At 68.7% G+C, this 26,003-nt stretch carries 23 protein-coding genes; 12 read left to right on the forward strand and 11 right to left on the reverse strand.

Annotated elements, in window-relative coordinates:
- The first annotated feature begins 85 nt into the window (after positions 1-85).
- Entirely contained in the window at positions 86-2,983 is a 2,898-nt protein-coding gene (locus tag ABFX45_RS23830) for a helix-turn-helix transcriptional regulator (RefSeq protein WP_346131972.1), read from the forward strand.
- A 76-nt stretch (positions 2,984-3,059) separates the two neighbouring features.
- On the opposite strand, the gene ABFX45_RS23835 is transcribed toward ABFX45_RS23830, so the two are convergent.
- Complete coding sequence (locus tag ABFX45_RS23835; protein WP_211337375.1) at positions 3,060-4,007, reverse strand: MASE1 domain-containing protein; 948 nt, start codon at positions 4,005-4,007, stop codon at positions 3,060-3,062.
- 277 nt (positions 4,008-4,284) lie between these two features.
- Here ABFX45_RS23835 and ABFX45_RS23840 point away from each other — a divergent pair, with 277 nt between their 5' ends.
- The 3 genes from ABFX45_RS23840 to ABFX45_RS23850 are packed head-to-tail and all read left to right on the forward strand — an operon-like array spanning position 4,285 to position 8,916.
- A complete protein-coding gene (locus ABFX45_RS23840; RefSeq protein WP_346131975.1) occupies positions 4,285-4,932 on the forward strand; it encodes a zinc-binding dehydrogenase in 648 nt (215 codons plus the stop codon).
- A gap of 31 nt (positions 4,933-4,963) precedes the next feature.
- Entirely contained in the window at positions 4,964-7,102 is a 2,139-nt protein-coding gene (locus tag ABFX45_RS23845) for a molybdopterin oxidoreductase family protein (protein WP_346131977.1), read from the forward strand.
- 32 nt (positions 7,103-7,134) lie between these two features.
- Entirely contained in the window at positions 7,135-8,916 is a 1,782-nt protein-coding gene (locus tag ABFX45_RS23850; protein ID WP_211337376.1) for an AMP-dependent synthetase/ligase, read from the forward strand.
- 174 nt (positions 8,917-9,090) lie between these two features.
- On the opposite strand, the gene ABFX45_RS23855 is transcribed toward ABFX45_RS23850, so the two are convergent.
- From ABFX45_RS23855 to ABFX45_RS23875, 5 genes are read right to left on the reverse strand one after another with little or no spacing between them, the layout of a single operon-like run.
- Entirely contained in the window at positions 9,091-10,074 is a 984-nt protein-coding gene (locus ABFX45_RS23855; RefSeq protein WP_109637226.1) for a LacI family DNA-binding transcriptional regulator, read from the reverse strand.
- Positions 10,075-10,124: 50 nt separating this feature from the next.
- Positions 10,125-10,892: an ABC transporter permease gene (locus tag ABFX45_RS23860; RefSeq protein ID WP_346132173.1), complete on the reverse strand. Its 768-nt coding sequence runs from the start codon at positions 10,890-10,892 to the stop codon at positions 10,125-10,127.
- A gap of 53 nt (positions 10,893-10,945) precedes the next feature.
- The gene (locus tag ABFX45_RS23865; protein ID WP_109637227.1) at positions 10,946-11,860 is read right to left on the reverse strand and encodes an ABC transporter permease; all 915 of its coding nucleotides are present in this window, start codon (positions 11,858-11,860) and stop codon (positions 10,946-10,948) included.
- Positions 11,857-12,915 carry an ABC transporter ATP-binding protein gene (locus ABFX45_RS23870; RefSeq protein WP_346131980.1) on the reverse strand — a complete coding sequence of 353 codons (1,059 nt, stop codon included), beginning with the start codon at positions 12,913-12,915 and terminating at the stop codon, positions 11,857-11,859. Before ABFX45_RS23870 ends, ABFX45_RS23865 begins: the two co-directional genes overlap by 4 nt.
- Positions 12,912-14,105, reverse strand: a complete 1,194-nt coding sequence (locus tag ABFX45_RS23875; protein ID WP_346131982.1) for an extracellular solute-binding protein — start codon at positions 14,103-14,105, stop codon at positions 12,912-12,914. The genes ABFX45_RS23870 and ABFX45_RS23875 overlap by 4 nt, the downstream gene beginning before the upstream one ends.
- Positions 14,106-14,241: 136 nt before the next feature.
- On the opposite strand from ABFX45_RS23875, the gene ABFX45_RS23880 reads away from it, so the two are divergent.
- Both ABFX45_RS23880 and ABFX45_RS23885 read left to right on the forward strand, forming a co-directional pair.
- A complete protein-coding gene (locus ABFX45_RS23880; protein WP_346131984.1) occupies positions 14,242-16,317 on the forward strand; it encodes a PQQ-dependent sugar dehydrogenase in 2,076 nt (691 codons plus the stop codon).
- A gap of 104 nt (positions 16,318-16,421) precedes the next feature.
- Positions 16,422-17,213, forward strand: coding sequence for a hypothetical protein (locus ABFX45_RS23885; RefSeq protein WP_346131986.1), 792 nt, complete (start codon positions 16,422-16,424; stop codon positions 17,211-17,213).
- A 30-nt stretch (positions 17,214-17,243) separates the two neighbouring features.
- Here the strand turns inward: ABFX45_RS23885 and ABFX45_RS23890 are convergent, their stop codons facing one another.
- Positions 17,244-17,567 (reverse strand): hypothetical protein, encoded by a 324-nt coding sequence (locus ABFX45_RS23890; RefSeq protein WP_346131988.1) that lies wholly within the window; start codon positions 17,565-17,567, stop codon positions 17,244-17,246.
- Between the two features lie 269 nt (positions 17,568-17,836).
- On the opposite strand from ABFX45_RS23890, the gene ABFX45_RS23895 reads away from it, so the two are divergent.
- Positions 17,837-18,079, forward strand: coding sequence for a ribbon-helix-helix domain-containing protein (locus tag ABFX45_RS23895; protein WP_109637231.1), 243 nt, complete (start codon positions 17,837-17,839; stop codon positions 18,077-18,079).
- Here ABFX45_RS23895 and ABFX45_RS23900 read toward each other — a convergent pair.
- A complete protein-coding gene (locus tag ABFX45_RS23900; RefSeq protein ID WP_346131991.1) occupies positions 18,066-18,623 on the reverse strand; it encodes a TetR/AcrR family transcriptional regulator in 558 nt (185 codons plus the stop codon). The two genes, ABFX45_RS23895 and ABFX45_RS23900, sit on opposite strands and share 14 nt — an antisense overlap.
- Before the next feature lie 99 nt (positions 18,624-18,722).
- On the opposite strand from ABFX45_RS23900, the gene ABFX45_RS23905 reads away from it, so the two are divergent.
- Positions 18,723-19,604: an alpha/beta hydrolase family protein gene (locus ABFX45_RS23905; protein WP_346131993.1), complete on the forward strand. Its 882-nt coding sequence runs from the start codon at positions 18,723-18,725 to the stop codon at positions 19,602-19,604.
- On the opposite strand, the gene araD is transcribed toward ABFX45_RS23905, so the two are convergent.
- From araD to ABFX45_RS23920, 3 genes are read right to left on the reverse strand one after another with little or no spacing between them, the layout of a single operon-like run.
- Complete coding sequence (gene araD, locus ABFX45_RS23910; RefSeq protein ID WP_346131995.1) at positions 19,566-21,272, reverse strand: L-arabinonate dehydratase; 1,707 nt, start codon at positions 21,270-21,272, stop codon at positions 19,566-19,568. The two genes, ABFX45_RS23905 and araD, sit on opposite strands and share 39 nt — an antisense overlap.
- Positions 21,269-22,174 (reverse strand): dihydrodipicolinate synthase family protein, encoded by a 906-nt coding sequence (locus ABFX45_RS23915; protein ID WP_346131997.1) that lies wholly within the window; start codon positions 22,172-22,174, stop codon positions 21,269-21,271. The genes araD and ABFX45_RS23915 overlap by 4 nt, the downstream gene beginning before the upstream one ends.
- Positions 22,161-22,808 carry a GntR family transcriptional regulator gene (locus ABFX45_RS23920; RefSeq protein ID WP_233439583.1) on the reverse strand — a complete coding sequence of 216 codons (648 nt, stop codon included), beginning with the start codon at positions 22,806-22,808 and terminating at the stop codon, positions 22,161-22,163. Before ABFX45_RS23920 ends, ABFX45_RS23915 begins: the two co-directional genes overlap by 14 nt.
- A 148-nt stretch (positions 22,809-22,956) precedes the next feature.
- On the opposite strand from ABFX45_RS23920, the gene ABFX45_RS23925 reads away from it, so the two are divergent.
- From ABFX45_RS23925 to ABFX45_RS23940, 4 genes are all read left to right on the forward strand, one after another.
- Entirely contained in the window at positions 22,957-23,553 is a 597-nt protein-coding gene (locus ABFX45_RS23925; protein ID WP_346132000.1) for a hypothetical protein, read from the forward strand.
- A gap of 132 nt (positions 23,554-23,685) precedes the next feature.
- A complete protein-coding gene (locus tag ABFX45_RS23930) occupies positions 23,686-24,621 on the forward strand; it encodes a DUF1996 domain-containing protein (RefSeq protein ID WP_233439584.1) in 936 nt (311 codons plus the stop codon).
- Positions 24,622-24,743: 122 nt separating this feature from the next.
- Complete coding sequence (locus ABFX45_RS23935; protein WP_109637237.1) at positions 24,744-25,295, forward strand: sigma-70 family RNA polymerase sigma factor; 552 nt, start codon at positions 24,744-24,746, stop codon at positions 25,293-25,295.
- Positions 25,292-25,999, forward strand: coding sequence for an anti-sigma factor family protein (locus tag ABFX45_RS23940; protein ID WP_346132003.1), 708 nt, complete (start codon positions 25,292-25,294; stop codon positions 25,997-25,999). The genes ABFX45_RS23935 and ABFX45_RS23940 overlap by 4 nt, the downstream gene beginning before the upstream one ends.
- Positions 26,000-26,003 lie beyond the last annotated feature (4 nt).

Below are 26,003 nucleotides of genomic sequence, written 5' to 3' on the forward strand. Positions count from 1 at the left end.
ATCACTGAGAGGAACCACGGATCAGTAGGGAACACTCAGCGGCTAACGCGTCTGGCCTCGACCGGACCAATCAATCCTACTGAGAGTGACTGATCGCGCACGGAAAGCGGCCCTTGCCGAGCCGAGCCACCCACATGGAAGACTCAGGCGCTGCTCCGCCGAAGCTCGCCGGGAGGCCGTCATCGCCGACACTCCGCTCCACGCCGGGACCCGGAGAACCGAACTTCGGGGGAGGGAACCCGAACTGCGCGCCGTGCTGGACCGCGTGGACGCCGCACCCGCGACCGGTCTCGTCGTGGTCCAGGTCAGCGGCGAACCGGGCATCGGCAAGACCTCCCTGCTCGCGGAGATCGCCCGCCGGCTGCACGAACGGCACGCCGGTGTGCTCGCCTCGGCGTCCGACGTGCTCGGCAAGCGCATCCCGTACGGCGCGGTGGTGGCGCTGATCCGTTCCCTCGGCGTTCCCGTGCCGCTCGACAAGCTCCGCGCGGATGCCTTGGCCGCACTGGAGATCTCGGTGACCGAGGACTCCGGCGCCTGGTTCGGCAGGGCCTGCGACCGGGTGGTGCGCCTGCTCACCGAACTCACCGCGACGCGGCCCGCGGCGTTGCTGATCGACGACCTCGACCACGTCGACGACGACTCCCTGGCCCTGCTGACGCTGGTGCTGCGCCGGGTCTCGGCGGCTCCGCTGGTGCTCGTCACCGCGAGCCGTTCGCACACCAGCGAACCCGGCGTGGAGAGCCTGCTGGACCGCGTGGAACAGCACGCCGAGGTCGTGCGCATCGACCTGGCACCGTTGTCCGGCGCCGACGTGGCCCGCATCGTCGAATCCGTCCTGCAGACGCCGGTGGACGACGCCCTCGCCCGCGAAGTCCAGCAACGATCCGACGGCAACCCGTTCTTCGTCACCGAGATCGCCCGCTCGCTGCGAGAGCTCGACCTGGTGACGGTCGACAACAACCGGGCCCGCCTGGCGGTGCCTCCCGACGCGATCAGGCTGACCCGTCGCGAGGCCGTGCTCAGGCGCGTGGCACCTCTGGAGAACGACACGCGGCTGGTGGCCCGTGCGGTGGCCGTCTTCCGGCGTGTGCGGCTGGACCAGATCTCACTGCTGGCCCGCGTCGCCTCGCTGCCGGAGTCGACGGTCGTGTCCGCGTTCGACGATCTCCTGCGCGCGCACATCGTCGTGCACGACGACGACCGCGGCTACCGCTTCTCCCACGCTCTCGTGGGCGAAGCCCTGTACCACGAGGTGGGCCCGGCTCAGCGTCGTCACCTCCACTCCCTGATCTCCGCACGGCTGCTGGAAGACCGCTCCCAGGGCCTCCCGGTCGACCTCCTGCAACTCGCCTGGCACCTGGCCGAGTCCGCCGCCCCGGGCGACCGCGTGGCCGTCACCGTGCTGGCCGAAGCCGCCTCCGTGGCCCGCGCGACCGCACCCGAGACCGCCGCCGCCCTGTGCGCCAGAGCCCTGCAACTGTTGCCGCGCAACGCTCCCGAGCGCTCGGACCTGCTGGCGTTGCAGTGCCGCGTGCTCGCCAGGGCGTCACGTCCCGCGCTGGCGATCGACCCCGGACTGGCCGCCCTCGAATCCCTGGCGCCGGGCCAGGAACGCACGCGCGTCGCCACCGCCGTCATCGCGTCGCTCTTCTCCGTCGGCCGCACGGCAGAAGCCATGGCACTGGCCGATGACGAAGTGGCGCGCGGTCCAGTCCCCGCTTCCCTGGAAGCTCAACGCGCCGTGCTCCTCGTCTACAACAACCGCCACGACGACGCGATCTCCGAACTCGACCGCATCGAAGCACTCCCCATCAGCTCACCGGCCGAAGGCGTGATCGTCTTCGAGCACCTGGCCATGCTGTCCTCGCTGCTCTTCCAGCACGACCGCACCGTCGAGCACGCCAACCGCGCCCTGTCGTGCAGCGACGGCCAGCCGATGCTCGAGCTGCAGGCCCTGTCCGTCTGCGCGTCCATCACCGCGCTGGCGGGCCTGGTCCACGACGCCTCCTGGCGGGTGCGGCGCGCCGAGGAGCTGGTCGACCAGGTCGGCTCCCACGGCTTCCGCGCCGAACGCGCCGCCTCACGGGTCGCGCTGGACTGGCTGGGCGGTCGCTGGGAGGCCGCCCTGGACGGCATCGGCCGCTGGCTCCCCGACGTCGAAGCCGCCCAGGCCGACCAAGCTCTCGGCGTCCTGCAGGCCGTCGAGCTCTCCATCCGCACGTGGCGCGGCGAGCTGGACGTCGCCGCCCGGCTGGCCTCGCTGCCCGCGCCGCAGTCGGTGAACATCTCGAAGCTGCACGCCGCCGCCCTCGCCGAGTACCTGATCGCGCGCGGCGAAGTCGACTCCGCGTACGCGTTGCTCGCCGACGCCATCGGCACACGCCTGGAAGCCGCCTACTCCTGCGTCCTGGTGGCGCGGATGATCGAGCTGGACCTGGAACGAGGCCGCACCGAAGCCGCTCTGGAGGCGTTGGACCGGCTGTCCGCGGTGTCCTCGACGCGGGTGTCGCCGTGGTCGCGCACCACGATCCGGCGGGTGACCGGGGTGGTGCGGCAGGACGCGGACCTGCTGCGCGAGGCGGTGTCCGAGGCCGCGCTGGGCGGCCTGGAGTTCGAGAAGGCTCGTGCCCAGCTGGCTCTGGGCGAGGTCTCCTCCGACGAGGTCCCCACGCTGGTCGAGGCCTACACGGCGTTCCAGCGTCTCGGCGCGCACGGGCTGCGGCGGCAGGCAGGCAACCGTTTGCGCACGCTGGGCGCCAAAGTGCCGAGGGCTCGCTCGAAGGCGCCCGGCCTGCTGACCGAGGCCGAGGAGAACGTGGCCCGCCTGGTGCAGCAGGGGATGCGCAACCGGGACATCGCTGCCGCCCTGCACTACAGCCCGCGGACGATCGAGGTGTACCTGTCGCGGATCTACGCCAAACTGCACGTGTCCTCGCGGCTGGAGCTGGCCCGCGTACTGGACGCCATGCAACAGCGCTAGTGCCGTGACCGGCAACCTTCACCGCGTCTTCGACGCTCAGCAGGGCGCCTCGCGGCAAAGGCTGCCGGTCACGGCACTAGGCAGGCGGCACGACCCGCCCGAGCCGTTTCCGCACACCCTCTTCCTGGTAGTTCGCGACGGTCTCGGCCAGCTGCAGGCACGCCCGCTCGATCGTCTCGCGGGCCTGGTTGCGCTCACTCGTGACGGCGCTCAGGATCAACCCGGTCAGCGCCACCGAGCCGTTGTACGCCTGCAGCACGATCATCGTGGCCAGCAGGTCGCCCTGGACGAACAGACCACCGGCGGCGGACATCACGGCGGCCACGGAGATGATCGCGGCACACGGGGCGGCGATCGCGTGCTGGAACCGCAGAGCCGCCCAGATCAGCATCGGGAACACCAGGAACAGCAGTCGTGCCTCCGACATGGTCACGAACGACGCGAGGACGGCGGTGACGACCAGCAGCGCCGCGGCCTCCGCGACCCGGCGTGGCGGGGCGTGCCAGTGCCGGGTGAGCGTGAGCAGCAGCGGCGTGAACACCAGGACGCCCATCGCGTCCCCGGTCCACCACACCGACAGCACAGCCGGGATCTCCTGCCACGGGATCACGCCGTCGAGCGTCAACGCCGTCGTGCCGATCACCGAGCTGATCAGCATCGCGCCCAGCGCACCCGCGAACACGAGCAGCAACGCGTCCTTCAAGCGGTCGAGCTGCGTCCGGAACCCGAAGCGCGTCAGCAGGTACCAGGCGGCCAGCGGGGCGGCCGTGTTGCCGATGGTGATCACCACGACCGCGCCGAGGCCCGCACCGAGCTCGATGTTGGCGGTCAACGCGCCGAGGGCGATGCCCGGCCAGATCTTGCGGCCCGACATCAGCAGCGCCGCCACGGAGATCCCCGTGGGTAGCCACAGTGGAGTGACCTGGCCCTTGACCAGTGCCAGGACCAGTCCCACCTTCGCCGTCGCGTAGTAGGCGACCGCTACCGCGAGGATCGTCGTGGTGGTGCGCATTGCGGCGTTCACCGGCACATGCTGCACCGGTGCACACGCGTCCGCCATACCTCGAAACAGGGCGTACCCACTCGGACTCACTCCGCAGGTCCTCACGGAGACTGACGCGGTGATCACCGGACTGCAGGCACTCGACGCGGCCCGGCGCGCCGTGCGGCCCTCCAGGACATCAGCCTCGACGAGTGCTTCGCTCGCCTTCGTCCATTGCAGGTCGCTGAGCAGCACTGATTCTTAGTTGTCGTGGAAGCCGCACTACAACCCGGCGCCCGCAGAACGTGAGATGGGCTGTATGCGCACAGCCGAGGCGGCCGACGAGATCCAGGTCGAGGACGGCGGACGCCGCGTGGTGGTGGTCGCCGGCCGCCTCCGCCTCCCGGTTTCCGCGGGCGTCACCGACGACCAGGCACTCACCCTCGCCAGAGCGGGCACCACGGCCTGGCATCTCCTGCGCACGTGCGCGCACCTCAGGCCGGACGAGTCGATCGTCGTGCACGACGCCGCGAGCGAGGTGGGCGCGATCGCGGTCCAGCTCGCCCGCAGTTTCGCGGCGGGACGGGTGATCGCCACCGAATCCAGCCAGTCCCGCCGGCGCCGGGCCGTGAAGCTCGGTGCCGACATCGCCGTCGAGTCGGGCCGTGACGGCCTGGCGGAGCGTTTGATCGCGGCGAACGAGGGCAAGCAGGTCGATGTCGTACTCGATCCAGGAGGCACGCTGAAGGCCTCGCTGGACGCGCTCGCGCCGTTCGGCCGGATCGTCTGCTACGGCGCTGACCAGGACGAATCCGTCAGGCTGACCGGTCTGCTCGGCGGATCGCAGGCGGTCATCGGGTTCCGTTTCGAGCACACGCTGGAAAGACCGGACATGATCGCGAGGGCTGTCAGTGAGCTGTTCGGGTTGACCTCGGCTGGCCGATTGCGCCCAGTGGCAGGCGACTAGTACCCGTTAGGAAGCCGGAATTAGGGGACTCATGAGGACCGTATTCACGACCTGCCCGCTCTGCGAGGCGACGTGCGGGCTGGAGCTGACGGTCGAGGGCGACCGCATCACCAAGGTGCGCGGCGACCGCGAGGACGACTTCAGCAGGGGCTTCATCTGCCCCAAGGGCGCCTCGCTCGGCACGCTCGACTCGGACCCGGACCGGCTGAGCGCGCCGCTGATCAAGCGCGACGGCGAGTTCCGGGAGGTGAGCTGGGACGAGGCCTTCCGGTACATCGACGAGCGGCTCAAGGACTTCCCCGACCGCAACTCGATCGCGATGTACCTGGGCAACCCGGTCGTCCACTCGCTCGCCGGCGGTCTCTACGCGGGACCGCTGCGCAAGGCGCTGGGCAGCCGCAACGTCTTCACCGCGAGCACCGTCGACCAGATGCCCAAGCACGTCCAGGTCGGCCACATGTACGGCAGCATCTTCTCGATCCCGGTGCCCGACATCGACCGCACCGACTTCATGCTGGTGCTGGGCGCGGACCCGTTCTCGTCCAACGGCAGCCTGTGGACGGTCCCGGACGCGCCGGGCCGGTTCAAGGAGCTGCAGAAGCGCGGAGGCCGGTTCGTGGTCGTCGACCCGCGCCGCAGCCGCACCGCTCAGGCCGCCGACCAGCACGTCGTGATCAGGCCGGGCACGGACGTGTTCCTGCTGCTGGCGTTGATCCACGAGCTGTTCGCGCAGGACCTGGTGAACCTCGAGGACCTCGCCGGGCACGTCACCGACCACACGGCGATCCGCTCGCACGTGGAACCCTTCTCCCCGGACGCCGTCGCCGCACGCACCGGTGTCGACGCTGCCACGATCCGTGCGCTGGCGAGGCAGCTGGCCGGAGCGGAACGTGCCGCGGTGTACGGCCGCATCGGCACGACGACCGTGGAGTTCGGCACGGTCGCGTCGTGGGCGGTCGACACGCTCAACATCCTCACCGGCAACCTCGACCGGCCCGGCGGCGTGATGTGGCCGCTGCCCGCGCACAGCAGGCGCGGACCGGGTCGCGGCAAGGGGTTCGGCATCGGCCGCTGGCACAGCCGCGTCAAGGGACACCCCGAGGTGATGGGGGAGTTCCCCGCCGTCACGATGGCCGACGAGATCGAAACGCCCGGCGAGGGCCAGGTGCGGGCGCTGTTCACGATCGGCGGCAACCCCGCGCTGTCGCTGCCGAACTCCGCTCGCGTGAACGAGGCGCTGGCCGGGCTGGACTTCATGGTCAGCGTCGACCCGTACCTCAACGAGACGACCCGGCACGCGGACGTCATCCTGCCGACGCCGCCGCCGTCCCGCCGCGACCACTACGACATCGCGTTCCTCAACAACTCCGTGCGCAACGTCGTGAAGTACTCGCGCGCGGCGATTCCACTGGAGGAAGGCCGGGGCGACGAGACGGACATCTTCTTCCGGCTCGCCACGATCTTCAGCGGCCTGGGCCCGTCCGCCGATCTCGACGCGCTGGCGGCGTTCCAGCTCGCGGATCTCAAGCAGAAGCTGGGCGCCGACTTCGAACCGGAAGGTGAGACGCGCGAGGAACGCCTGCTGGACCTGAAACTCCGCACCGGCCCGTACGGGGTGTCGCTGCGGCAGTTGCTCGACCACCCGCACGGCATCGACCTCGGCCCGCTCACCTCGCGACTGCCGGAGATCCTGCGCACGCCGTCCGGCCGCATCGAGCTCACCCCGCAGCCGATCATGGACGACCTGCCGCGCGTGCTGACGGCGTTGCGGCACCCCGAGACCGACATGGTGCTGATCGGCCGCAGGCACCTGCGCACCAACAACTCCTGGATGCACAACGTGCCCGCGCTGGTGAAGGGCAAGCCGTTGTGCACGCTCCTCGTGAACACCGGCGACGCCCGCCGCCTCGGCCTCACCGACGGCGCGACCGCCCAGGTCACCTCGCGCGTCGGCAAGGTCGAGGTGCTGGTCGAGGTCACCGACGACATCGCGCCCGGCGTCGTGTCGATGCCGCACGGCTGGGGCCACGACCAGCCGGGCACGCAGCTCTCGGTCGCGCGCGAGCACGCCGGCGTGAACGTCAACCTCCTCACCGACGACCTCCGCATCGACCCGCTCTCGGGCACCGCCGTCCTCAACGGCACCCGAGTGCAGGTCGTGCCCGCCTGAAAACCCCGCCCCCGACGCGCACAGGAGCCGCCATGACCGCCGGAGTCACGATGCCGAACGCGGTGCAGACCGTCCGCCGGATAGCCGACCTGCCGTTCCTCGCGGAGCAGGCGTACGGCGACGCGGTGGCGTGGCGGTTCAAGCAGGACGGCGAGTGGCGGCAGCAGACCTACGCCGAGGTCTCCGAGCTGGTGCTGGACCTCGCGTCCGGCTTCGTCCACGCCGGACTGAAGGCGGGCGAGCGGGTCTGCGTGCTCGCCAACACCCGTCCTGAGTGGACGGCGGTCGAGCTGGCGGTGCTCGCGGCGGGCGGCATCGTCGTGCCGATCTACCCGTCGAGCGCGCCGGAGGAGATCGCCTGGGTGGTCGGCGACTCCGGCGCGTCGATGGTGGTGGCCGAGGACGAGGCCCAGTGCGCGAAGGTCGACGCCGTCCGCGCGGAACTTCCCGAGCTGCGAACGGTTTTCACGATCGAGCCCGCCGGTGACCGCCCGACCGTGGCCGAGCTGCAGGACACGGGCCGCACCTCGCCGCTCGCGGATGAGCTGGACTCCCGCCGTGCCGCGATCAGGCCGGAGGACCCGGGACTGATCATCTACACCTCGGGCACAACGGGTCCGCCCAAGGGATGCATCCTCACCAACGCGAACTGGGTCGCGTTGTGCCGTGTCGCGGAAGAAGCGCGCATCGACGCGATGACCGGCACCGTCTACCTGTTCCTGCCGCTGGCGCACGTCTTCGCGCAGATCGTCATGTTCGGCACGATGTACCGCGGTGGCGCACTGGCGTACTTCGGCGGCGACATGACGGCGATCGTGCCGGAGCTCGCCGAGGTCAGGCCGACGTTCCTGCCTTCGGTGCCGCGCATCTTCGAGAAGATCTACACGTTCGTCACCGCCGCCGTGCCGCCGGAGCAGCTCGCGCAGGCGGTGACGCTGGGGCTGGAGGTCCGGCGCAGGCGTTCCGTGGGCGAACCGGTTCCGCCGGAGATGGCCGCGGCGTTCGAGCAGGTCGACGCGATGTTCGCCAAGGTGCGGGCGGTGTTCGGCGGACAGCTCGTGCAGGCTCTGTCCGGTGCCGCGCCGATCTCGCGTGAGGTGCTGCAGTTCTTCCACGCGGCCGGGGTTCCGGTGCTGGAGGGTTACGGCATGACGGAGTCGACCGCGGTCGGCACCATCAACACCTTGGACAGCTTCAAACTCGGTTCCGTCGGCGCTTCCGGCGTGGCGGGCCTGGAGATGTCCGTTGCGGAGGACGGCGAACTGCTCATGCGCGGCCCGCACGTCTTCGCCGGCTACTGGCGCAACGACGAGGCGACCGCTGCCACGATCCAGGACGGCTGGCTGCACACCGGCGACCTCGGCGAGATCGACGCGGACGGTTTCGTCACGATCACGGGGCGCAAGAAGGACATCATCATCACCGCGGGCGGCAAGAACATCGCGCCGGCCAACGTGGAGAACGTCCTGCGCCAGTCCCGCTGGATCTCGCACGCGGTCCTGTTCGGTGACCGCAAACCCTACTGTGTGGCGCTACTCACACTCGATGCCGACGAGATCGTGCCGTGGGCGACCGCGCGTGGCTTGCCGTCCGACATCGAATCTTTGGTGGGTCACCCGGACGTGCGAACGCTCGTGCAGGGAGTTGTCGACGAAGCGAACTCGCACTTCGCCAGTGCTTCCCAGGTGAAGAAGTTCGTGCTGCTCAGCCGTGATCTGTCCCAGGAGGAGGGCGAGCTCACGCCGACGTTGAAGGTCAAGCGCAACGTGGTGCACCGCCTTCACTCTCGGTTGTACGAAGGGCTCTACGAGTAACCCGTACGTACGAGAAATCCAAAAACAGGTACATCCACCCTGGCGGATTCGGTCCGCTCAGGGCAGAGTGGAACACCAGCGGCACTTGGCCCCCTCCCCCCTCGGGCCCGCCGCTTTCGCGGCCCCGGCTCACGGCGTACTCCCCCCAGACGCCCTGCCGGGGCCGCCTTGTACCTACCTACGAGGCGGTGTCGTCGTGCCACGCACGATGAGTTGCGTCTCCGCCACGATCTGCGGAACCTCCGTGTTGTCCGAGTCCAGCCAGTCCAGCAACAGGTTCACCGCGGTGCGTCCTGCCTGCGCCACCGGCATTGCCACCGTTGTCAACGCGGGCGAGCACAGCGACGCGTACGTCAGGTCGTCGAACCCCGTCACCGACACGTCGCCGGGAACCGAGATGCCGCGGTCCCGCAGCCGTGCCAGCACGCCCAGCGCCATGATGTCGTTGTAGGCCACGATCGCCGTCGTGTCGGCCGCCACGGCCAGATCGGCCGCCTGCAGACCGCCTTCGTAGCGCGGCGCGAACGGTCCGAGATCCACCAGGTCCACGCCGTGCTGGGCAACCGCAGACATGAGACCCCGGCGACGCTCCTGGTTGGACCACGACGTGCGAGGCCCGTTCAGGTAAGCGATCCGCCGGTGTCCCAATGCGACGAGGTGGTCGATGATCGCGTGCATGCCACCCGCGGAGTCCATCAGCGCGGCGGGCACGCCCGGCAGCCGCCGGTTGAGCAGCACCAGCGACGTCGCCCCCGCCACCTCGTAGACCTGCGAGTCCTCCAGGCCGGGCGCACACAGCACGACGCCGTCGACCTGCTTGGCCATCGCGTGCACGAGTTTCGCCTCGGCCACCGGGTCCTCGTCGCTGTCCGCCACGAACACCGCGTAGTCGGCCTGCATCGCCCGCGCCTGCACGGCCTTGAGCACGCCCGTGAAGAACGGGTTGTCGAGGTCGGGCACGACGATGCCGATGTTGCCGGTCTTGCCGGTGATCAGCCCCCGAGCCGCCCGGTTGGGCTGGTAGCCGAGGTCGGAGGCGGCAGCCAGCACCCGTGATCTGGTCTCCGGGCGGACCAGTTCGGGAGATGTCAGCGCACGCGAAACGGTGGCGACCGATACGTGCGCCCTGCGTGCCACGTCGCGGATGGTGACTGCCACTGGTACCTCACCCTCAACTGCCGGTTGAAACAATCATGACCGGTCAGGCGCTAAGCCGGTTCTTTGAGTCTCGTGACGAGCTGGGTCGGGTTCACGAACCGCAGCGCGATCACGAGGAGCAGCAGCATAGATCCGGTGTAGATCACCGCCATCGAGTCGACCATCTGCTGTGGCCGGATGCCCGCCGACGACATCGCCTCGTACAGCGACACGACCAGGGTCTGACTGGTCGGCCCCGCCGTGAGGAACGTCAGTTCGAACATGCCCACCGTCCGCACGAGCACCAGGATCGACGCCGCCAGAATGCCCGGGACCAGCAACGGAGCCAGCACACGGGTGAAGATGGCGACCGTGTTCGCGCCGCACATCCGCGCCGCCGACTCGATCTTCGTGTCGATCTGCTCGATGAACGGCGTCATCGTCAGCACGACGAACGGCACGGCCGGCACGAGGTTCGCCGCGATCACGCCGAACATGGTGCCCGCCAGCCCGAACTTGTACAGCACCGTCGCGAGCGGGATGCCGTACGTCATCGGCGGCATCAGGATCGGCAGCAGGAACAGCACGTTGAGCAGCTTCTTGCCGGGAAAGGTGCGGCGGGCCAGCGCGTAGGCCGTCGGCACTCCGATGAGGACGGAGATGACGACGACCGCGATCGCGACTTGGAACGTTACAACCAGCACGTCCAGCAACCGGTAGTCGCGCCACGCCTCGCCGTACCACTTGCCCGTGTAGCCGTTCGGCAGCCACGTGCCGAACCAGGACTCCGCGAACGAGTTGGTGACGACCGCGCCGACGATGCCGACGAGGTTCAGCATGAAGAAGATCAGCGCGCCCCAGGTCAGCCAGACGACCGGCCTCGCTTTGATGCTCACCCTTTGCCTCCTGTCGCGCCGCGGTAGAGCGTCGTGCGCCAGATCAGCACCACGCCGATCACGATCAGCATCACCAGCGCCATCAGCATCGCGATCGCCGAGCCCATCGCGAAGTCGTTGTCCCGCAACGCCGTCTCGTATGCGGCGATCGACATCACGTGCGTCTCACCGGCGGGGTTGCCGACCATCACCGCCGACGGGAACACCGAGAAGGCGAGCACGAACGACAGGCAGAACGTGACCGCGAGGCCCGGTGCGAGCAACGGCATCGTGATGGTCCGGAAGCGTTGCCGTTTCGAGGCCCCCAGCGTGGCCGCCGCCTGTTCCAGCGTCGGGTCGATGCCCGACAGGTACGACAGCGTGAGCAGGAACGCGAACGGGAAACCGGTGATGATCAGCGAGAACAGCACGCCCCAGTAGTTGTGGGTGAGCCTCGCCGGTTCGTCCGCGCCGAGCGCCATCCAGATGCGGTTGAACCACCCCGTGGGGCCGAAGAACGCGAGCAGGCCTTCCGCGGTCAGCACGGTGCCGAGCGTGATCGGGATGACCAGCAGCGTGGTGAGCGCTCGCTTGCCGCGGAACCGGCCGCGCATCCGGAACGCGATCGGGATGGACGCGAGCACGTTGAACAGCGCCGCCGGGAGGCCGAGCCGCAGGGTGATCCAGACGGTGTCGGCCAGGTAGGGGTCGGAGAAGAACGTGACGTAGTTCTGGAACGGGTTGCCGCCGCCCTTGGGCTGGAACGACAGCTGCAGCCCGTACAGGAACGGGTAGACGAACAGCAGCGCCACGAACACCGCGCCCGGCACGAGCAGCCACAGGACGCGGTCGACGCCCTTCTCGGCGAGCCGGTGTTTGAGCGAGGCCCGTTGCAGTGATCTCCGGTCGCGCGGCGACAGGACCGCGGTCATGAGAACACCAGCACACGTTCGACGGGCACCTTCAGCCTGATGGTGTCGCCGGGGGCCAGCCGCGAGTTGGTGCGGACGTGGAGTTGGCCGCCGTTGCGCAGCCGTGCCTCCACCGCCTGCTCGCGGCCGTGGTACTCGACGATCTCGACCGTGGCTTCGAGCGTGTTGGCCCCGGTCTCGGTGACGACGGCGAAGTCCTCGGGCCGGACTGCCGCGACGGCCTTCTCCGTGAGCTCCTCCCGTTTGACGCCGACGAGTTCGACGCCGTCAGCCCGCACGGTCGTCCGCTCACCGTCCTGAGAGGTCACCGTCACCGGGATCATGTTGCGATAGCCCATGAACCCGGCGACGTACCGGTTCACCGGATGCGCGTAGACCTCCTCCGGCGAACCGACCTGCTGCACCTCGCCGAGCCGCAGCACGACGAGACGGTCGGCGAGGGCCAGCGCCTCCTCCTGGTCGTGCGTGACGTAGACGGTCGTGAGTCCCAGCGACTGGTGCAGCCTGCGGATCTCGGTGCGCATCTCCAGCCGCAGCGCCGCGTCCAGATTGGACAGCGGCTCGTCCATCAGCACCAGTGGTGGCCCCAGCACGATCGCGCGGGCGATCGCCACGCGTTGCTGCTGGCCGCCCGAAAGCTGCGCCGGGAACTTGTGCTGGTGCTCTTCGAGCTGGACGAGCCGGACCGCCTCGTCCACGCGCCGGTTCAGCTCGGCCTTGGGCGTCTTGCGCATGGACAGGCCGAACCCGATGTTGCGCCGCACCGACATGTGCGGGAACAGCGCGTAGTTCTGGAACACCATCCCGAACCCGCGCTTCTCCGGCGGCAGGTCGTCGATGCGCTTGCCGTCCAGGGTGATCCGCCCACCGGTGAGCGGCAGCAGACCGGCCAGGCAGTTGAGCGCCGTCGACTTCCCGCACCCCGACGGCCCGAGCAGGGCGACGAACTCGCCGCCCTTGATCGTCAGATCCATGCCCTTGAGGGCAACGGTGTCCCCGAACGCGCGCTGCACGCGGTCGAGGTGCAGCTCGGCAAACCGCTGCTGCCCGCTCACTTCTTGCCGATCTCTCGGTCCCACCGCTGGAAGGCCTTCACCTGTTGCGCGGCGGGCAGCGACGTCTCCTTGGGGTTCTCCTCGATCAGCTTGTCGTACTCGGGGCGGCCGAACTTCGCGATGGCGTCCTGCGACTCCTGCGGCGCCATCTTCAGCGTGACGTCCTTGACCGCGGGGCCGGGGTAGAAGTAGCCCTTGTCGTAGGCCTTGGCCTGCTGCTTGGGGTCGAGCATGAACTTGATGAGTGCCAGGTTCGCGGACAGCACGTCGGCGGACACTCCCTTCGGGACGACCGCGTAGTGCGCGTCGGTGACCCAGTGGAAGCCCTTGAACGTCGAGATCTTCATTCCCTCCGGCACCGAGCCGAGCACGCGCGGGTTGATGTCCCAGCCGGTGGTGGAGGCGACCATCCACGACGTGCCGTTCGCCAGGTTCTTCATGACGTCAGTCGTGCCACCGGGGTAGTTCTCGACGTACTGGCCCAGCTCCTTGAGGTAGGCCCAGGTCTTCTCCCAGCCCTTCTCCGGGTCCTTGGGGTCGGAGTCGCCGAGCAGGTACGGCAGTCCCATGAGGAACGTCCGGCCGGGACCGGAGTTCGCGGGCCGCGCGTACTGGAACTTGCCGGGGTGCGCCTTGGCCCATTCCAGCAGCTCGGCAGGCGACGTCGGCGGACTCGGCACCTTCGCCGGGTCGTACTCCAGCAGCGGGCCGGCGGGGTAGTAGGTGACCGCGACACCCTGGCCCTGGGCGAGCTTCTGCATCTCCCACGCGGGCGGGAGGTAGGTCTTCTCCAGGTCCGGCAGCTTCGCCGAAAATCCGGGGAGCAGTTCGTAGACCAGTTTCTGCTCGATCACCGACGACAATCCGTCCGTGCCGGTGAGCACGAGATGGGTCTGGGAGGTGCCGGCGTTCTGCTCGGCCTTGAGCTTGCCCGGCATGTCGGGCGCCGTCGCCTTGGTGTAGTTGACCTTGCTGACGAAGTCGGGGTTGGTCTTCACGAACTCGTCGATCATGCCCTGGGTGAGCTGCAGGTTGCCGGCGACGTCGAGCACGTTGAGCTCGACCGGTTTCGCGGGCTTGTCCGGGACTGTCGTGGGTGCGTTCTGCGCCTGCGGGACCTCCGGCGCACCACACGCCGTGACGATCAACAGGGTGGGGATGACGAGCTGTAACTTCCTTGTCCAGCGCATCTCGTGGCTCCCTAACTGACTCTGGACCTGGCGCTCGAAAACGTTTACGGTTTTTCTGTAACACTCGTACACCCGCCGCCGGGTCGAACGCAATGCCGCCGCACCTACCTGTCCCTTACGAAAGTGGGAGGTTCCTGTGGCACCCCGTTCACGGCGGTTGCCGGTCACCAGAGCCGGCATCCTGGCCACTGCGCTCGCAGTGGCGGTGACCTCGCTCGTCTCCGCGGCTCCCCAGGCAGCCGCGGCGGATGTCCTGCTGTCCCAAGGCAAACCCGCGACCGAGTCGGCGTCCGGCGGTGCGAACTACGCGCCGAAGAACGCCTTCGACGGCAACGCGGCCACGCGCTGGGCGAGCAAGTCGAACACCGATCCGGCCTGGATCCGCGTCGATCTCGGCGCGTCCGCGAACATCAGCCGGGTCCGGCTGCAGTGGGACCTCTCGTGCGCCAAGGTGTACCGGGTCGAGACCTCCGAGAACGACTCGACCTGGACGTCGATCCACAGCACCACCGATGGCTTAGGCGGTGTCGAGGACCTGACGGTCACCGGGCGGGGCCGTTATGTCCGTGTCTACGGCACAACGCGTTGCCGCACCGGCACGTCGTACGGTTACTCCCTGCAGGAGTTCCAGGTCTTCGGCAACTCCGGCCCGGTCGACCCGGAGCCGCCGTCACCGCCGTCGGACCTGGTCGCGTCGGAGATCAAGTCCGACTCGGCGAAGCTGACGTGGAAGGCCGCGACGGACAACGTCGCCGTCACCGCGTACGACATCTACAACCTCGGCCAGTTCCAGAAAACGGTGCCGGGCAACGCTTTGACGACCGTCATGACCGGGTTGAAGCCGAACGTGAACTACGGCTTCTACGTCAACGCGCGTGACGCCGCGGGCAACGTGTCGCAGGCGTCCAACACGGCGGAGTTCAAGACCCCGCCCGCACAGGACGACCCGATTCCGCCGACCGCGCCGAAGAACCTGCGGTCGACGGGCGTGACGGCGAACTCGGTGTCGCTGGCGTGGGAGCCGGCGACGGACAACGTCGGCGTGACCCGCTACGAGGTCTACACGGGAGCGACGAAGGTCGGTGACGCCGCCGGCACGTCCGCGACGATCGGCGGCCGCAGCGCGAACACCGAGTACACGTTCACGGTCAAGGCTTTCGACGCGGTGGGCAACGCTTCGGCCGCCTCGAACGCGGTGACGGTGAAGACCCGCTCAGGCGGTGACCAGGTCGGTGCCGTCACGCAGATCGCGACCGACAACGACGTGCCGTGGGGCCTCGCGTTCCTGCCCGACGGCTCCGGCATCTACTCGCGCCGCGACGCGCAGGACATCGTGAAGATCATCCCGTCGGGCCAGAAGACCAACCTGGGCAAGGTTCCCGGGGTCTCCGGCACCAACGGCGAGGGCGGCCTGCTCGGCATCGAGCTGTCGCCGACGTTCGCCGCGGACGGCCTGATCTACGTCTACCACACGTCTTCGAGCGACAACCGGATCGTGCGCGCGAAGATCGAGGGCAACTCGCTCACCGGCTGGCAGACCCTGCTGACCGGCATCCCGCGCAACAAGTTCCACAACGGCGGCCGCCTTCGCTTCGGTGCCGACGGCAAGCTGTACGCGGCCACCGGCGACGGCCAGAACAAGCCGCTGGCGCAGAACAAGCAGTCGTTCGGCGGCAAGGTCCTGCGCCTCAACCCGGACGGCACCGCGCCGTCGGACAACCCGTTCTTCGGCGAGGGCGGCAACGCCCGCTACGTGTGGACCTACGGCCACCGCAACGTCCAGGGCCTCGCCGTGGACTCGCAGGGCCGCATGTGGCAGGCCGAGCTCGGCGACGGCAGCCAGGACGAGATCAACCTGCTGCAGAAGGGCGGCAACTACGGCTGGCCCGCCTGCGAGGGCACCTCGGGCAGCTGTGGCGGCTCCATCGCGCCGAAGAAGACCTTCTCGGTGAGCAGCGCCTCCCCGTCGGGTCTCGCGATCGTGAACGACGTGCTGTTCCTCGCCGCCCTGCGCGGCGAACGGCTGTACCGGATCCCGATCAACGGCTCGTCGCTCGGCGCGGCCACGCCCCACTTCCAGGGCACCTACGGCCGGCTGCGCACTCCGGAGCCGGCGCCGGACGGCTCGCTGTGGGTCACCACCTCCAACGGTGACAAGGACTCCACGGCGGGCAACAGCAACACCAGGATTCTCAAGGTGGCGCTGAACTAGGGACCGCGCCGGAAACGGAAGCCCCCGGACACCTCGTCCGGGGGCTTCCCCGCGTAACGGCGACGTGCGGGGGATCGACCTGGGATACGGAGGAGGTGACTCCGATGGCCCGGCGAAACACGCTGGTCGTCGTCACCGGTCTCGTGGCGGCGGCGCTGACGGCTGCCGGCACCCTGGTCTACCTCAACTTCGAGCCGACAGCGGATCCGCATCCGACGGTGAAGCCGACGACCGTGCCGGTGACGCCGTTCCCGACGCCGACGGTGAAGCCGTCCGGAATCCCGACCCGCACCGCCACGACCACCACCGACGCCGCCACGCCCACCACGACCACGTTCCGCCTCCGTGACGGCCAGGTCGTCTACCGCGCCCCGTCTCCCATGCGGGTCAACGAGGTCCAGCGCGTCACCGTCCGCGTCGTCGGCGAGGAGGCCCCGCCCGACCTGACCTCTGGCCTGCCCGGCACGGGCAGCGTGTCCGTCGCCCCGGCGAAGGTCGGCAGCGCGCTCACCGCGGACCTCAGCGGCCCGGACTTCCAGATCACCCGCGTCGGAGGCGACGACGGTCAGCGTGAGCTGCCCGACCGCGACTACGCCGAGTGGGCCTGGGACGTCCGCCCGCAGAAGAGCGGGAAGCTGCGCCTCGACTTCGTGCTGTACGTCGCCAAGGACGCCGGCGGCGTCCCCATCCACTACCGGACCTACGCCCATGAGGTCGAGGTCGACGTCAACTTCCCTTACAGCTTCGGCAAGTTCGTCAAGGACTACGGTGCGATCACGGGTCTCAGCGTGCCGGTGATCGTTGGTGCGGTCGGGACGTTCTTCGTCTGGCTGCGCAAGAAGAAGCGGAAGAAGACCGATCGGAAGCCCGAGGAAGAAGACGCCGAAAAGCCTTGAGGGGCACCCCGTGCGGAGCGCCCCTCAGGATCAGGCGGACCGCGTCCGCCGGCTGCGGCGCACGAAGATCGTGGTGACCACGTACGCCAGAAACACCAGCTGCGCGTCGGCCACGGCTCCCGTCACCCACGCCGGTGTTCCCTCGGGAAGTGCTCCCAACGCCAGCGTGGGACCGGCCGCACCACCAACGGTGGCAACGGTCAGCGACATCGAGTCGGTCAACTCGTGCAACCGGCTCGACGGTCCTCTCACGTCCACGGCCTTGTCATCGAACTCGATGCGCAGCTGCGCCGTGTCGCCAGGCTCCTCGTTCGGCTCCGGCTCGCCCAGGTCCGGAGTTGTAACACCTGTCATCGCAGATGTTCTCCTCACCACCCGGCACCAACCTGCACCCGCCATGAGCGCGGCGACCGGGGGACCTCGGTGGCGCTCACAAGCCAAACGCCACGTCGCGCAATCACGTCGGCAGGCCGGACGACCCCCATTTTTCCGGCCCGCCGCACGCGGCTTGCGCACGGTCCGCCGCAAGCATAGCGCCGGTCACACGCGGCATGGCAACCGATTCGCCACATTTTTTGTGTCAAAAAGTGGCTAGGGATGTGTTGATCTGCGAGGATGGGTGCATGGGAGCTGCCAAGGAGACTCAGCAGGACAAGCCGGCCGTCGTCGAGCGCGTCAACGTCGCGTTGATCGCCGACTCGGCTGCCGCGCTGGGCAAGCTCCAGGCGCGGACCGGCATGAAGAAGGTCGACATCGTGAACCGGGCCGTGCAGCTCTACGAGTTCCTCGAAGCGGAGATGCGTGAGGGCAAGGAACTCGTGGTGCGGGATCCCGACGGCATCGACCGCCTCGTCAAGATCTTCTGAGTCCGTCGAGGAGCAGTCCGATCAACCGGCGCGGGTCGTAGCGCGGATCGTCGTCCCGTCCGATGCACAGGTTGCCGATCCCGCGCATCAGCTCGTACGGCTGCACATCGGCCCGGATCTCGCTCGCCGAAGCCGCCGCCGAGAGCAGCTCACCGCACACCGGCCCCAGCCGGTCGATGAAGTACGCGTGCAACGACTCGAACCCGCTGCTGTCCGACTGCAGCGCGTGAGCCAGCCCGTGCTTGGTCACCAGGAAGTCCACGAACAGGTCGACCCACGCCCGCAGCGCCGCGAACGGCGAGTCCGAAGTGGACAGCAGCGACGGTCCGGCCTCGGCGCACGCCTCGACCTGATGCCAGTACACCGCGACGACGAGGTCCGCGCGGGTGGGGAAGTGGCGGTAGATCGTCCCCATCCCGACGCCCGCCTCGGCCGCGATCTCCCGGATCGGCGCGTCGACGCCGGACCTCACGAACACCTCGGCCGCGGCCGCGAGCAGCGTCTGCTCGTTGCGCACGGCGTCGGCTCGCTTGCGTGGTGGCACAGCGCCTCCCTTCCCGGACGTTGACAAAGCGGAACAGTGCTCCGTATCGTTCCGGAACGTCGCTCCACTTAAGTGGTGAGCTTACTCGAAGGGAACGTCATGACCGTCTTCACGGTGAGCCCTGTCGTGCTCGAAATCCCCGGAAGGCCTGTTGACCTGCAGTTGAAGGTCTCCGCGCCGACCGAGGGCAGCGGGTTGCCGATCATCCTGCTGTCCCACGGCCAGGGCTACTCGAACCACCTTTCCTCGCTGAACGGCTACGCGCCGCTCGCGAACCACTGGGCGGAAGAGGGCTTCGTCGTCCTCCAGCCCACGCACCTGAGCAGCAGGACCCTGAACCTCCCCGCCGACACGCCTGGCGCGCCGATGTTCTGGAAGGAACGCGCCCAGGACATGTCGCACCTCCTCGACCGGCTCGACGAGATCGAGAAGGCCGTGCCCCAGCTGCAGGGCCGGCTCGACCGCACGAAGGTCGCGGTCGCGGGCCACTCGATGGGCGGCCACACCGCGAGTCTGTTGCTGGGCATGAAAACCGAGGGGGTCAGCCTCAAGGACGACCGGATCAGGGCGGGCGTGCTGCTCGGCGCCACCGGGCGCGGCGACGGGCTCACCGAGTTCGTGCGGGAGAACTACTCCTTCATGGTGACCTCGGACTTCAGCGACATGACCACCCCGGCCCTCGTGGTCGCCGGTGACAAGGACGCCTCGGAGCACCTCACGGTCAACGGGCCGGAGTGGCACACGGACCCGTTCCACCTCGCGCCCGCCCCGAAGGACCTGCTGATCCTCGAAGGCGGAGATCACGGCCTCGGCGGCGTCTCCGGGTACGACGTCGCCGAGACCACGGACGAAAGCCCGGAGCGGGTCGCGGCCGTGCAGCGGCTCACCACGGCCTACCTGCGCGGTCAGCTGCTCGGGACGGCCGACTGGCAGCAGGAGGCACTAGTGGGCGTCGGGTTCGGGGTTCACTCCCGGCCGTGACAGGAACTCGAAGTCACAACCCTCGTTCGCCTGAGTGATGTGCTCGTAGTACAAAGCGCCGTACCCGCGTTCGAACTTCGGCGGCGGCGCCGTCCACGCGGCCTTCCGCCGTGCCATCTCCTCGTCGGAGATCTCCACGCGCAACACGCGCGCCTCGACGTCCAGCGTCACGAGGTCGCCGTCCTGCACCAACGCCAACGGACCGCCAACGTGCGCCTCCGGTGCGACGTGCAGAACGCAAGCGCCGTAAGAAGTTCCGCTCATCCGCGCGTCCGACACGCGCACCATGTCCCGGACTCCCTCGCGTAGCAGCTTGTCCGGGATCGGCAGCATCCCGTATTCCGGCATGCCGGGCCCGCCCTTGGGTCCTCCACCCGCGAGCACGATCACCGAGTCCCTCGTCACGTCGAGCGAAGGATCGTTGATCCGCGCCTGCAAGTCCTTGTACCCGCGGAAAACCACGGCGGGTCCGGTGTGCTTCCACAACGAGGGATCAGCCGCCACGTACTTGATCACCGCACCGTCCGGCGCCAGGTTGCCGCGCAGCACCGCCAGTCCGGCCTCGGCCGAGATCGGGTCGTCCAGCGGCCGGATCACCGCGGAGTCGTAGACCTCGGCGCCTTCGAGGTCCTCTCCGAACGTCCGCCCTGTCACCGTGATCCGCTTGAGGTGCAACGAATCCCGCAACCGCGACAACAACCCGCGCAGTCCGCCCGCGTAGTAGAAGTCCTCCATCAGATGAGACCCGGCGGGCTGAACCGATGCCAGCACGGGCACTTCACGTGACAATCTGTCGAAGTCGTCCAGCGACAACGAGATCTGCGACCGCCCGGCCATCGCGATCAGGTGGATGCACGAGTTCGTCGAGCCGCCCAGCGCCAGCACGGTGCGGATGGCGTCCTCGTACGCCTCCGCGGACAGCACGTCGCTGATCGTCAGTCCCTCGCGCACCATCTCGACGATCCGCATGCCCGACGCCGCCGCCATCCGGTAGTGCGCCGAGTCGACCGCCGGAATCGACGACGCGCCGGGCAGGGTGAGCCCGAGCGCCTCCGCGGCGGCGGTCATCGTCGAGGCCGTGCCCATCGTCATGCACGTGCCGGGGGAGCGGGCCAGCCCCGACTGGATCTCCGCCCAGTCGCCGGAGGAGATCGTCCCCGCGCGCTTCTCGTCCCAGAACCGCCACATGTCGGTGCCGGACGCGAGCTTCTCGCCACGCCAGTTGCCGCGCAGCATCGGCCCGGCCGGCACGAAGACCGCGGGCAGGCCGGCGGAAGCCGCACCCATCAGCAACGCCGGTGTGGTCTTGTCGCAGCCGCCCATCAGCACCGCGCCGTCGACCGGGTAGGAGCGGAGAATCTCCTCCGTCTCCATCGACAGCATGTTGCGGTACATCATGGGCGTCGGCTTCTGGTACGTCTCCGACAGCGTGGAAACCGGGAATTCCAGCGGATATCCGCCCGCCTCCCACACTCCGCGCTCGACCTGTTCGGCCCGCTCGCGCAAGTGCATGTGGCACGGGTTGATGCCGCTCCACGTGTTCAGGATGGCGATGACCGGCTTGCCGAGGTGCTCGGACGGGTTCATGCCCAGCTGGCGCATGCGGGCGTTGTGCGAGAACGCCCGCAACCCCTCGCCCTCGAACCACTCCGCGCTGCGCAGCCTCACAGCAGGCTCCACGAGTTGAGCAGCACACCGACGGCAGACCGGTCGGCCTCCGCCAGCACGGAAGCAGGCGGTCGCACGTCCCGGCGGCACAACCCCAGCTGTGCCAGCGCTTCCTTCACCACGGACACGTTGTTCGCGGACTCGTTGAGCGCCCGCAGCTCCTCGAACTTCCTGATGAACTCCCAGAGCTCCATCGCGGCACCGAACTCGCCGGCCCGCAGGCAACGGAACATCTGCACCGACAGCTGCGGCGCCACGTTCGCGAGCCCGGACGTGAACCCGGTCGCCCCCACCGCGAAGTAGCCGGGCGCCGACAGTTCGGCCAGCCCGGCGATCCACGTCAGCCGGTCCAGCCCGGCGTCGCGGGCCACCGAGGCGAAGCGAACCGGGTCCGGCACCGCGTACTTCACGCCGACGACGTTCGGGCACGCGTCGGCCAGGGCGGCCATCTTAGCGCCCCCGATCCGAGGGTTCCGCACGTACAGGACCACGCTCAGCTCGGGCACAGAAGACGCGATCTCCCGGTGGTAGTCGACCCAGCCGTCCAGCGAGACGTACGGGTGCACCGGCTGGTGGATCATGATCCCGTTCGCGCCCGCCCGATCAGCGAACCGGGCAGCCGCGACGGCGGTCCCCACGTCGTGCCCGACACCGGCGACGATCGCGGCACGGTCCCCGACCGCGTCCACGGTGATGGAAAGCGCGCGCTCGGTCTCCGCAGCGGACAACGTGTAGAACTCGCTGGTGTTGCCGTTCGGCGTGACGACCGAGACGCCGCCCTCCACCATCCGGTCCACGATCGCGGCGTAGTTCTTCTCGTCGATCGCGCCGTCAGCGTCGAACGGCGTGACGGTGATCGCCACGACTGACGCGAGCCGCTCGGAGAGGTCATCGAACGCCATCGGGAAGCTCCTCAACTACTCGGTCGGCGAAGGTCTGGATGTGGCGGCGGAGGAGTTCGCAGGCGAGGTCACCCTCGCCCCGCACGGCGGCGGCCAGGATCGCGCGGTGCTCGGCAGCCTCGTCGTCCCAGGTCGGGCAGATGCCCCAGCCGGCGACGGTGATCAGCGCCGCCTGGTCGCGCAGGCCGTCCAGGATCTCGATCATCAACGGGTTGCCGCACCCGGCGTACAGGGCGCGGTGGAAGCGGCGGTTGGCGAGCGAGCGCCGGGCCAGGTCGGGGACGTCCTCCAGCGCCGAAGCCGCCTCGTCGAACGAGGCGGCCAGCAGGACCGCGCGGCGCAGCGCCTCGGGTTCCAGCAGCATCCGCACGTCGTAGACGGAAGCGGCCATCTCGGCGTCGACGGTGCGGACCGCGGCGCCTTTGTACGGACTCATCACGACGAGTCCTGATCCCGCGAGCGTCTTGAGCGCCTCGCGCACCGGCGTCTTGGAGACGTTGAGCGTGGCCGCGAGATCTGTTTCCACGAGCGCCTGACCGGGCTTCAGCTTTCCGTTGAGAATCGCTTCTTTGATCGATTCCAGAACGAAGTCCGTGCGCGACGCCGGAGGCGCTTCCGCTCGGTCATACATCATATACGAGACCCTAGGAGCTGCCAGAGGCCCAGGTCAAGCGACTCCTGTGGGCTGGGCAACGTCTGTGTATCTGCGTTGAACCAAGTTCCTCGAACGCTCGTTTTGAAGGTGTCGGTCACCGCAACTGCGCGGGACTGGAGAAGGAGAAATGAGTGAGTCGTTCCGCGTAAAACGTGTCCATTGCCGCGTCCGCCAGCGCATGGCACCGAACGTCCTGGACACCAACGAGTTGAACGAGATCGACATGCTGATGGAAGAACTGCCACCGGAGGCCGCACTGGACGGTCCTCCGCGCAACGCGGACCACCTGCTGCAGCGCACGCTGGGCACGGTTCGCGAGGAGAGACACTTGGCCGTGCGACGCCGAGGGCGCATCACGGCCCTGACCTCGACCTTCGTGGTCGCCGGCGTGCTGGCCGGCGGCGTCTGGCTGGGCCAGGGGCTCGGCGTCGGTGGTACGGACGGCGTCCTGCAGGGGACCTCGCCGGCCGGCGCGCACCTGGCCGTGAAGGTCACCGACACCGAGGGCGGCCTGAGACTGGTCGCCACCGTCGACGGCGTGCAGGACGGGGAAGCCTGCTGGCTGGTCGTGCACACGAAGGACGGGCGCACCTTCACCGCGGGCTCCTGGCGGGCGCACGCCGGCGAGGTGACGCTGGCCGGGTCCGCGATGGTGCGGGCGGGCGACGTCGCCGGGGTCAGCGTGGTGAACCACCACCACGAGCCGCTGGTGACCGCGAACTAGTGATGTGGCCCGGCCGAGGTCCGGGCCACACGCTCACCGTGCCACCGGCGACGCTACCGACCGGAAATTCGCTGACCGCCGAAGTGAGACAGTGCCCTGTCATCTCCGTGATCCGCTTGGCAAGCTGTGGGTGTGGCCCCGAACAAACCGATGACCGTCGCAGTCGCGGTGGTCTCGGTTCTCGTCATCGGGCTCTCGGCGGTCCTGCTGTGCGGCACGTCCAGCGGCGAACGCGCCGCTGACCAGTACGTGAGCGAGCTCGACCAGGTGCTGGACGAGCCGAAGGCGCCCAGCGTGGTCATCCGCTGCGGCACGAACGAGGAACGGCACCTCAACGCGGACAACCCCGTTGTGTCACCTGGAATCCCGTTCGGCGCACACCACACGCACGAGTACGTGGGCAACAGGTCGGCCAACGCGATGTCGACGAACGACTCTCTCGCGGCCGCGACCAGCACGTGCGAGAAGGGCGACCTCTCCACCTACTACTGGCCGGTGCTGCGCCTGACCGACGGCACGGGCCACGACGTGCACGCCGAGGGCGGCGGGGTGCACGGCAACGCCGGCGAGGTGCTGAAGCCCAGGAGCGTGGAGATCCGGTACGAGGGCAGCCCGGTGAGCGACGTGCTGCCGATGCCCCGGTTCCTGCGCATGATCACCGGTGATCCGTCGGCGTTCACCAGCGACTACGGCCCGAACACCCGCGCCAGGTGGGGGTGCTCGGACCAGCCCGGCCGGTACACGACGCGGTACCCGTTGTGCGGGAGCGCGACGACGCTGCGCACCTTCGACTTCGGCAGCTGCTGGGACGGCAACAACACCGACAGCGCCTCCCACCGCTCGCACGTGGTGTTCCCGCTGGAAAGCGGAGTCTGCCCGCCCAAGACGTTCCCGATCCCGCACCTGCGCGTCACCGTCGGGTACGACGTTCCCGCGGGCCGCCCGTTCGCGATCGACAGCTTCCCCGAGGAGCTGCGCGACCCGGCGACCGACCACGCCATGGCCATCAACGTGATGCCGGAGGCGCAGATGAGTGAACTCGTCGGGCACCTCAACCGCAGCCGCTAGCATCCGCTCCATCTTTTTCGTCGAAACCTGTTTGAACCGAAGCCCGCTTTCGCTCGTGTGTCGGCTGAGGTCTTGAACAGAACGCCCGCAAGAGGTGTTCGCGGGCGGGGAGGAGTGGGTGGATGGCGGCTTTGTTCTCCCGCAAACGGGAGACCGCGGCCGACGAGGCACTGATCCGGTCGCTCTACGAGGAGCACGGTCGGGCGCTGCTGGCGTACGCGACGCGGTTGACCGGCGATCGGGCGGCTGCCGAGGACGTGGTCCAGGAGACCCTCGTCCGAGCCTGGCGCCATCCCGACGCCCTCGTGAACGGCAAGGGATCGGTGCGCGGCTGGTTGCTGACCGTGGCGCGCAACATCGTCACCGACAGGGTGCGGGCCAAGGCGGCGCGCCCGCAGGAGGTGGCGGAGTCTCCGGCGACGCCACCGATCGAACGTGACCACGCCGATCAGGTGGTCGACTCGGTGGTGGTGCTGGAGGCGCTTGACCGGTTGTCCTCCGACCACCGCGATGTGCTGATGGAGATCTACTTCCGCGGCCGCAGCGTGACGGAGGCGGCGGAAGCGCTCGGAGTACCACCGGGCACTGTGAAATCAAGATCGTATTACGCGTTGCGAGCCCTGAGGGAGACGTTCGTCGGTCAACAGGTCGCACTGAAGGGGGTGGCCGGATGACCACGCAGCACGACCCGCAGCTGCTCGGTGCCTATGTTCTCGGAGCACTGGACGAGCAGGAGGTGCGCGCCATGGACGAGCACCTGGCATCCTGCCCGGACTGCACGCGTGAGCTCGATGAACTCCGTTCGATGAAGGCCTACCTCGGCGAGGTGCCGCCGGAGGCCATGCTCGACGGACCGCCGGAAGGCGGCGATCTGTTGTTGCAGCGCACCCTTCGTCAGGTGCGCGCGGAACGAGGCGGCGTCGCACGGCGTCGTCAGTTCGCTCTCGGTGCCGCGGCGGCAGTCGTCGCCGCTCTGGTGCTCGGCGCCGGTGTCTTCGTCGGCAAGGCCACGTCGCCCGATGCGACCACGGCCCTTCCCACGCCGTCGGTGGCTCCGGATCCGACCGGTACCAGGCTCGCCACCTTCACCGACCCGGTGACCAAGGCGTCGATGACCGTCAAGGTCGTCCCCGCCGCGGGCTGGGTGCGCACGAACATGTCGATCAACGGTATTCCCGAGGGCGAGAAGTGCCGGATCTTCGTCGTGGCGAAGGACGGCAGCCGCCAGGAGGCCGGTTCCTGGGTGGTGTCCAAGAAGGGCGCCGCCGAGGGCACGAACCTGGACGGCTCCGCCCTCGTGGCACCGAACGACGTCAAGTCCGTGGTGGTCGAGAACTTCGCGGGCAAGAAGTTCGTCGAGGTGCCCGTACAGGCATGACCGA

The organism is Lentzea roselyniae (assembly GCF_039537795.1).
GTDB lineage: Bacteria > Actinomycetota > Actinomycetes > Mycobacteriales > Pseudonocardiaceae > Lentzea > Lentzea atacamensis.

Excerpts from the sequence above, each read along its gene's own strand:
- ABFX45_RS23840 (WP_346131975.1), top strand. The coding sequence starts at position 4,285 with ATGCGCACAGCCGAGGCGGCCGACGAGATCCAGGTCGAGGACGGCGGA.
- ABFX45_RS23845 (WP_346131977.1), top strand. The coding sequence starts at position 4,964 with ATGAGGACCGTATTCACGACCTGCCCGCTCTGCGAGGCGACGTGCGGG.
- ABFX45_RS23850 (WP_211337376.1), top strand. The coding sequence starts at position 7,135 with ATGACCGCCGGAGTCACGATGCCGAACGCGGTGCAGACCGTCCGCCGG.
- ABFX45_RS23860 (WP_346132173.1), bottom strand. The coding sequence starts at position 10,892 with ATGCTGAACCTCGTCGGCATCGTCGGCGCGGTCGTCACCAACTCGTTC.
- ABFX45_RS23865 (WP_109637227.1), bottom strand. The coding sequence starts at position 11,860 with ATGACCGCGGTCCTGTCGCCGCGCGACCGGAGATCACTGCAACGGGCC.
- ABFX45_RS23875 (WP_346131982.1), bottom strand. The coding sequence starts at position 14,105 with ATGCGCTGGACAAGGAAGTTACAGCTCGTCATCCCCACCCTGTTGATC.
- ABFX45_RS23885 (WP_346131986.1), top strand. The coding sequence starts at position 16,422 with ATGGCCCGGCGAAACACGCTGGTCGTCGTCACCGGTCTCGTGGCGGCG.
- ABFX45_RS23890 (WP_346131988.1), bottom strand. The coding sequence starts at position 17,567 with ATGACAGGTGTTACAACTCCGGACCTGGGCGAGCCGGAGCCGAACGAG.
- ABFX45_RS23895 (WP_109637231.1), top strand. The coding sequence starts at position 17,837 with ATGGGAGCTGCCAAGGAGACTCAGCAGGACAAGCCGGCCGTCGTCGAG.
- ABFX45_RS23905 (WP_346131993.1), top strand. The coding sequence starts at position 18,723 with ATGACCGTCTTCACGGTGAGCCCTGTCGTGCTCGAAATCCCCGGAAGG.
- ABFX45_RS23915 (WP_346131997.1), bottom strand. The coding sequence starts at position 22,174 with ATGGCGTTCGATGACCTCTCCGAGCGGCTCGCGTCAGTCGTGGCGATC.
- ABFX45_RS23920 (WP_233439583.1), bottom strand. The coding sequence starts at position 22,808 with ATGATGTATGACCGAGCGGAAGCGCCTCCGGCGTCGCGCACGGACTTC.
- ABFX45_RS23925 (WP_346132000.1), top strand. The coding sequence starts at position 22,957 with ATGAGTGAGTCGTTCCGCGTAAAACGTGTCCATTGCCGCGTCCGCCAG.
- ABFX45_RS23935 (WP_109637237.1), top strand. The coding sequence starts at position 24,744 with ATGGCGGCTTTGTTCTCCCGCAAACGGGAGACCGCGGCCGACGAGGCA.
- ABFX45_RS23940 (WP_346132003.1), top strand. The coding sequence starts at position 25,292 with ATGACCACGCAGCACGACCCGCAGCTGCTCGGTGCCTATGTTCTCGGA.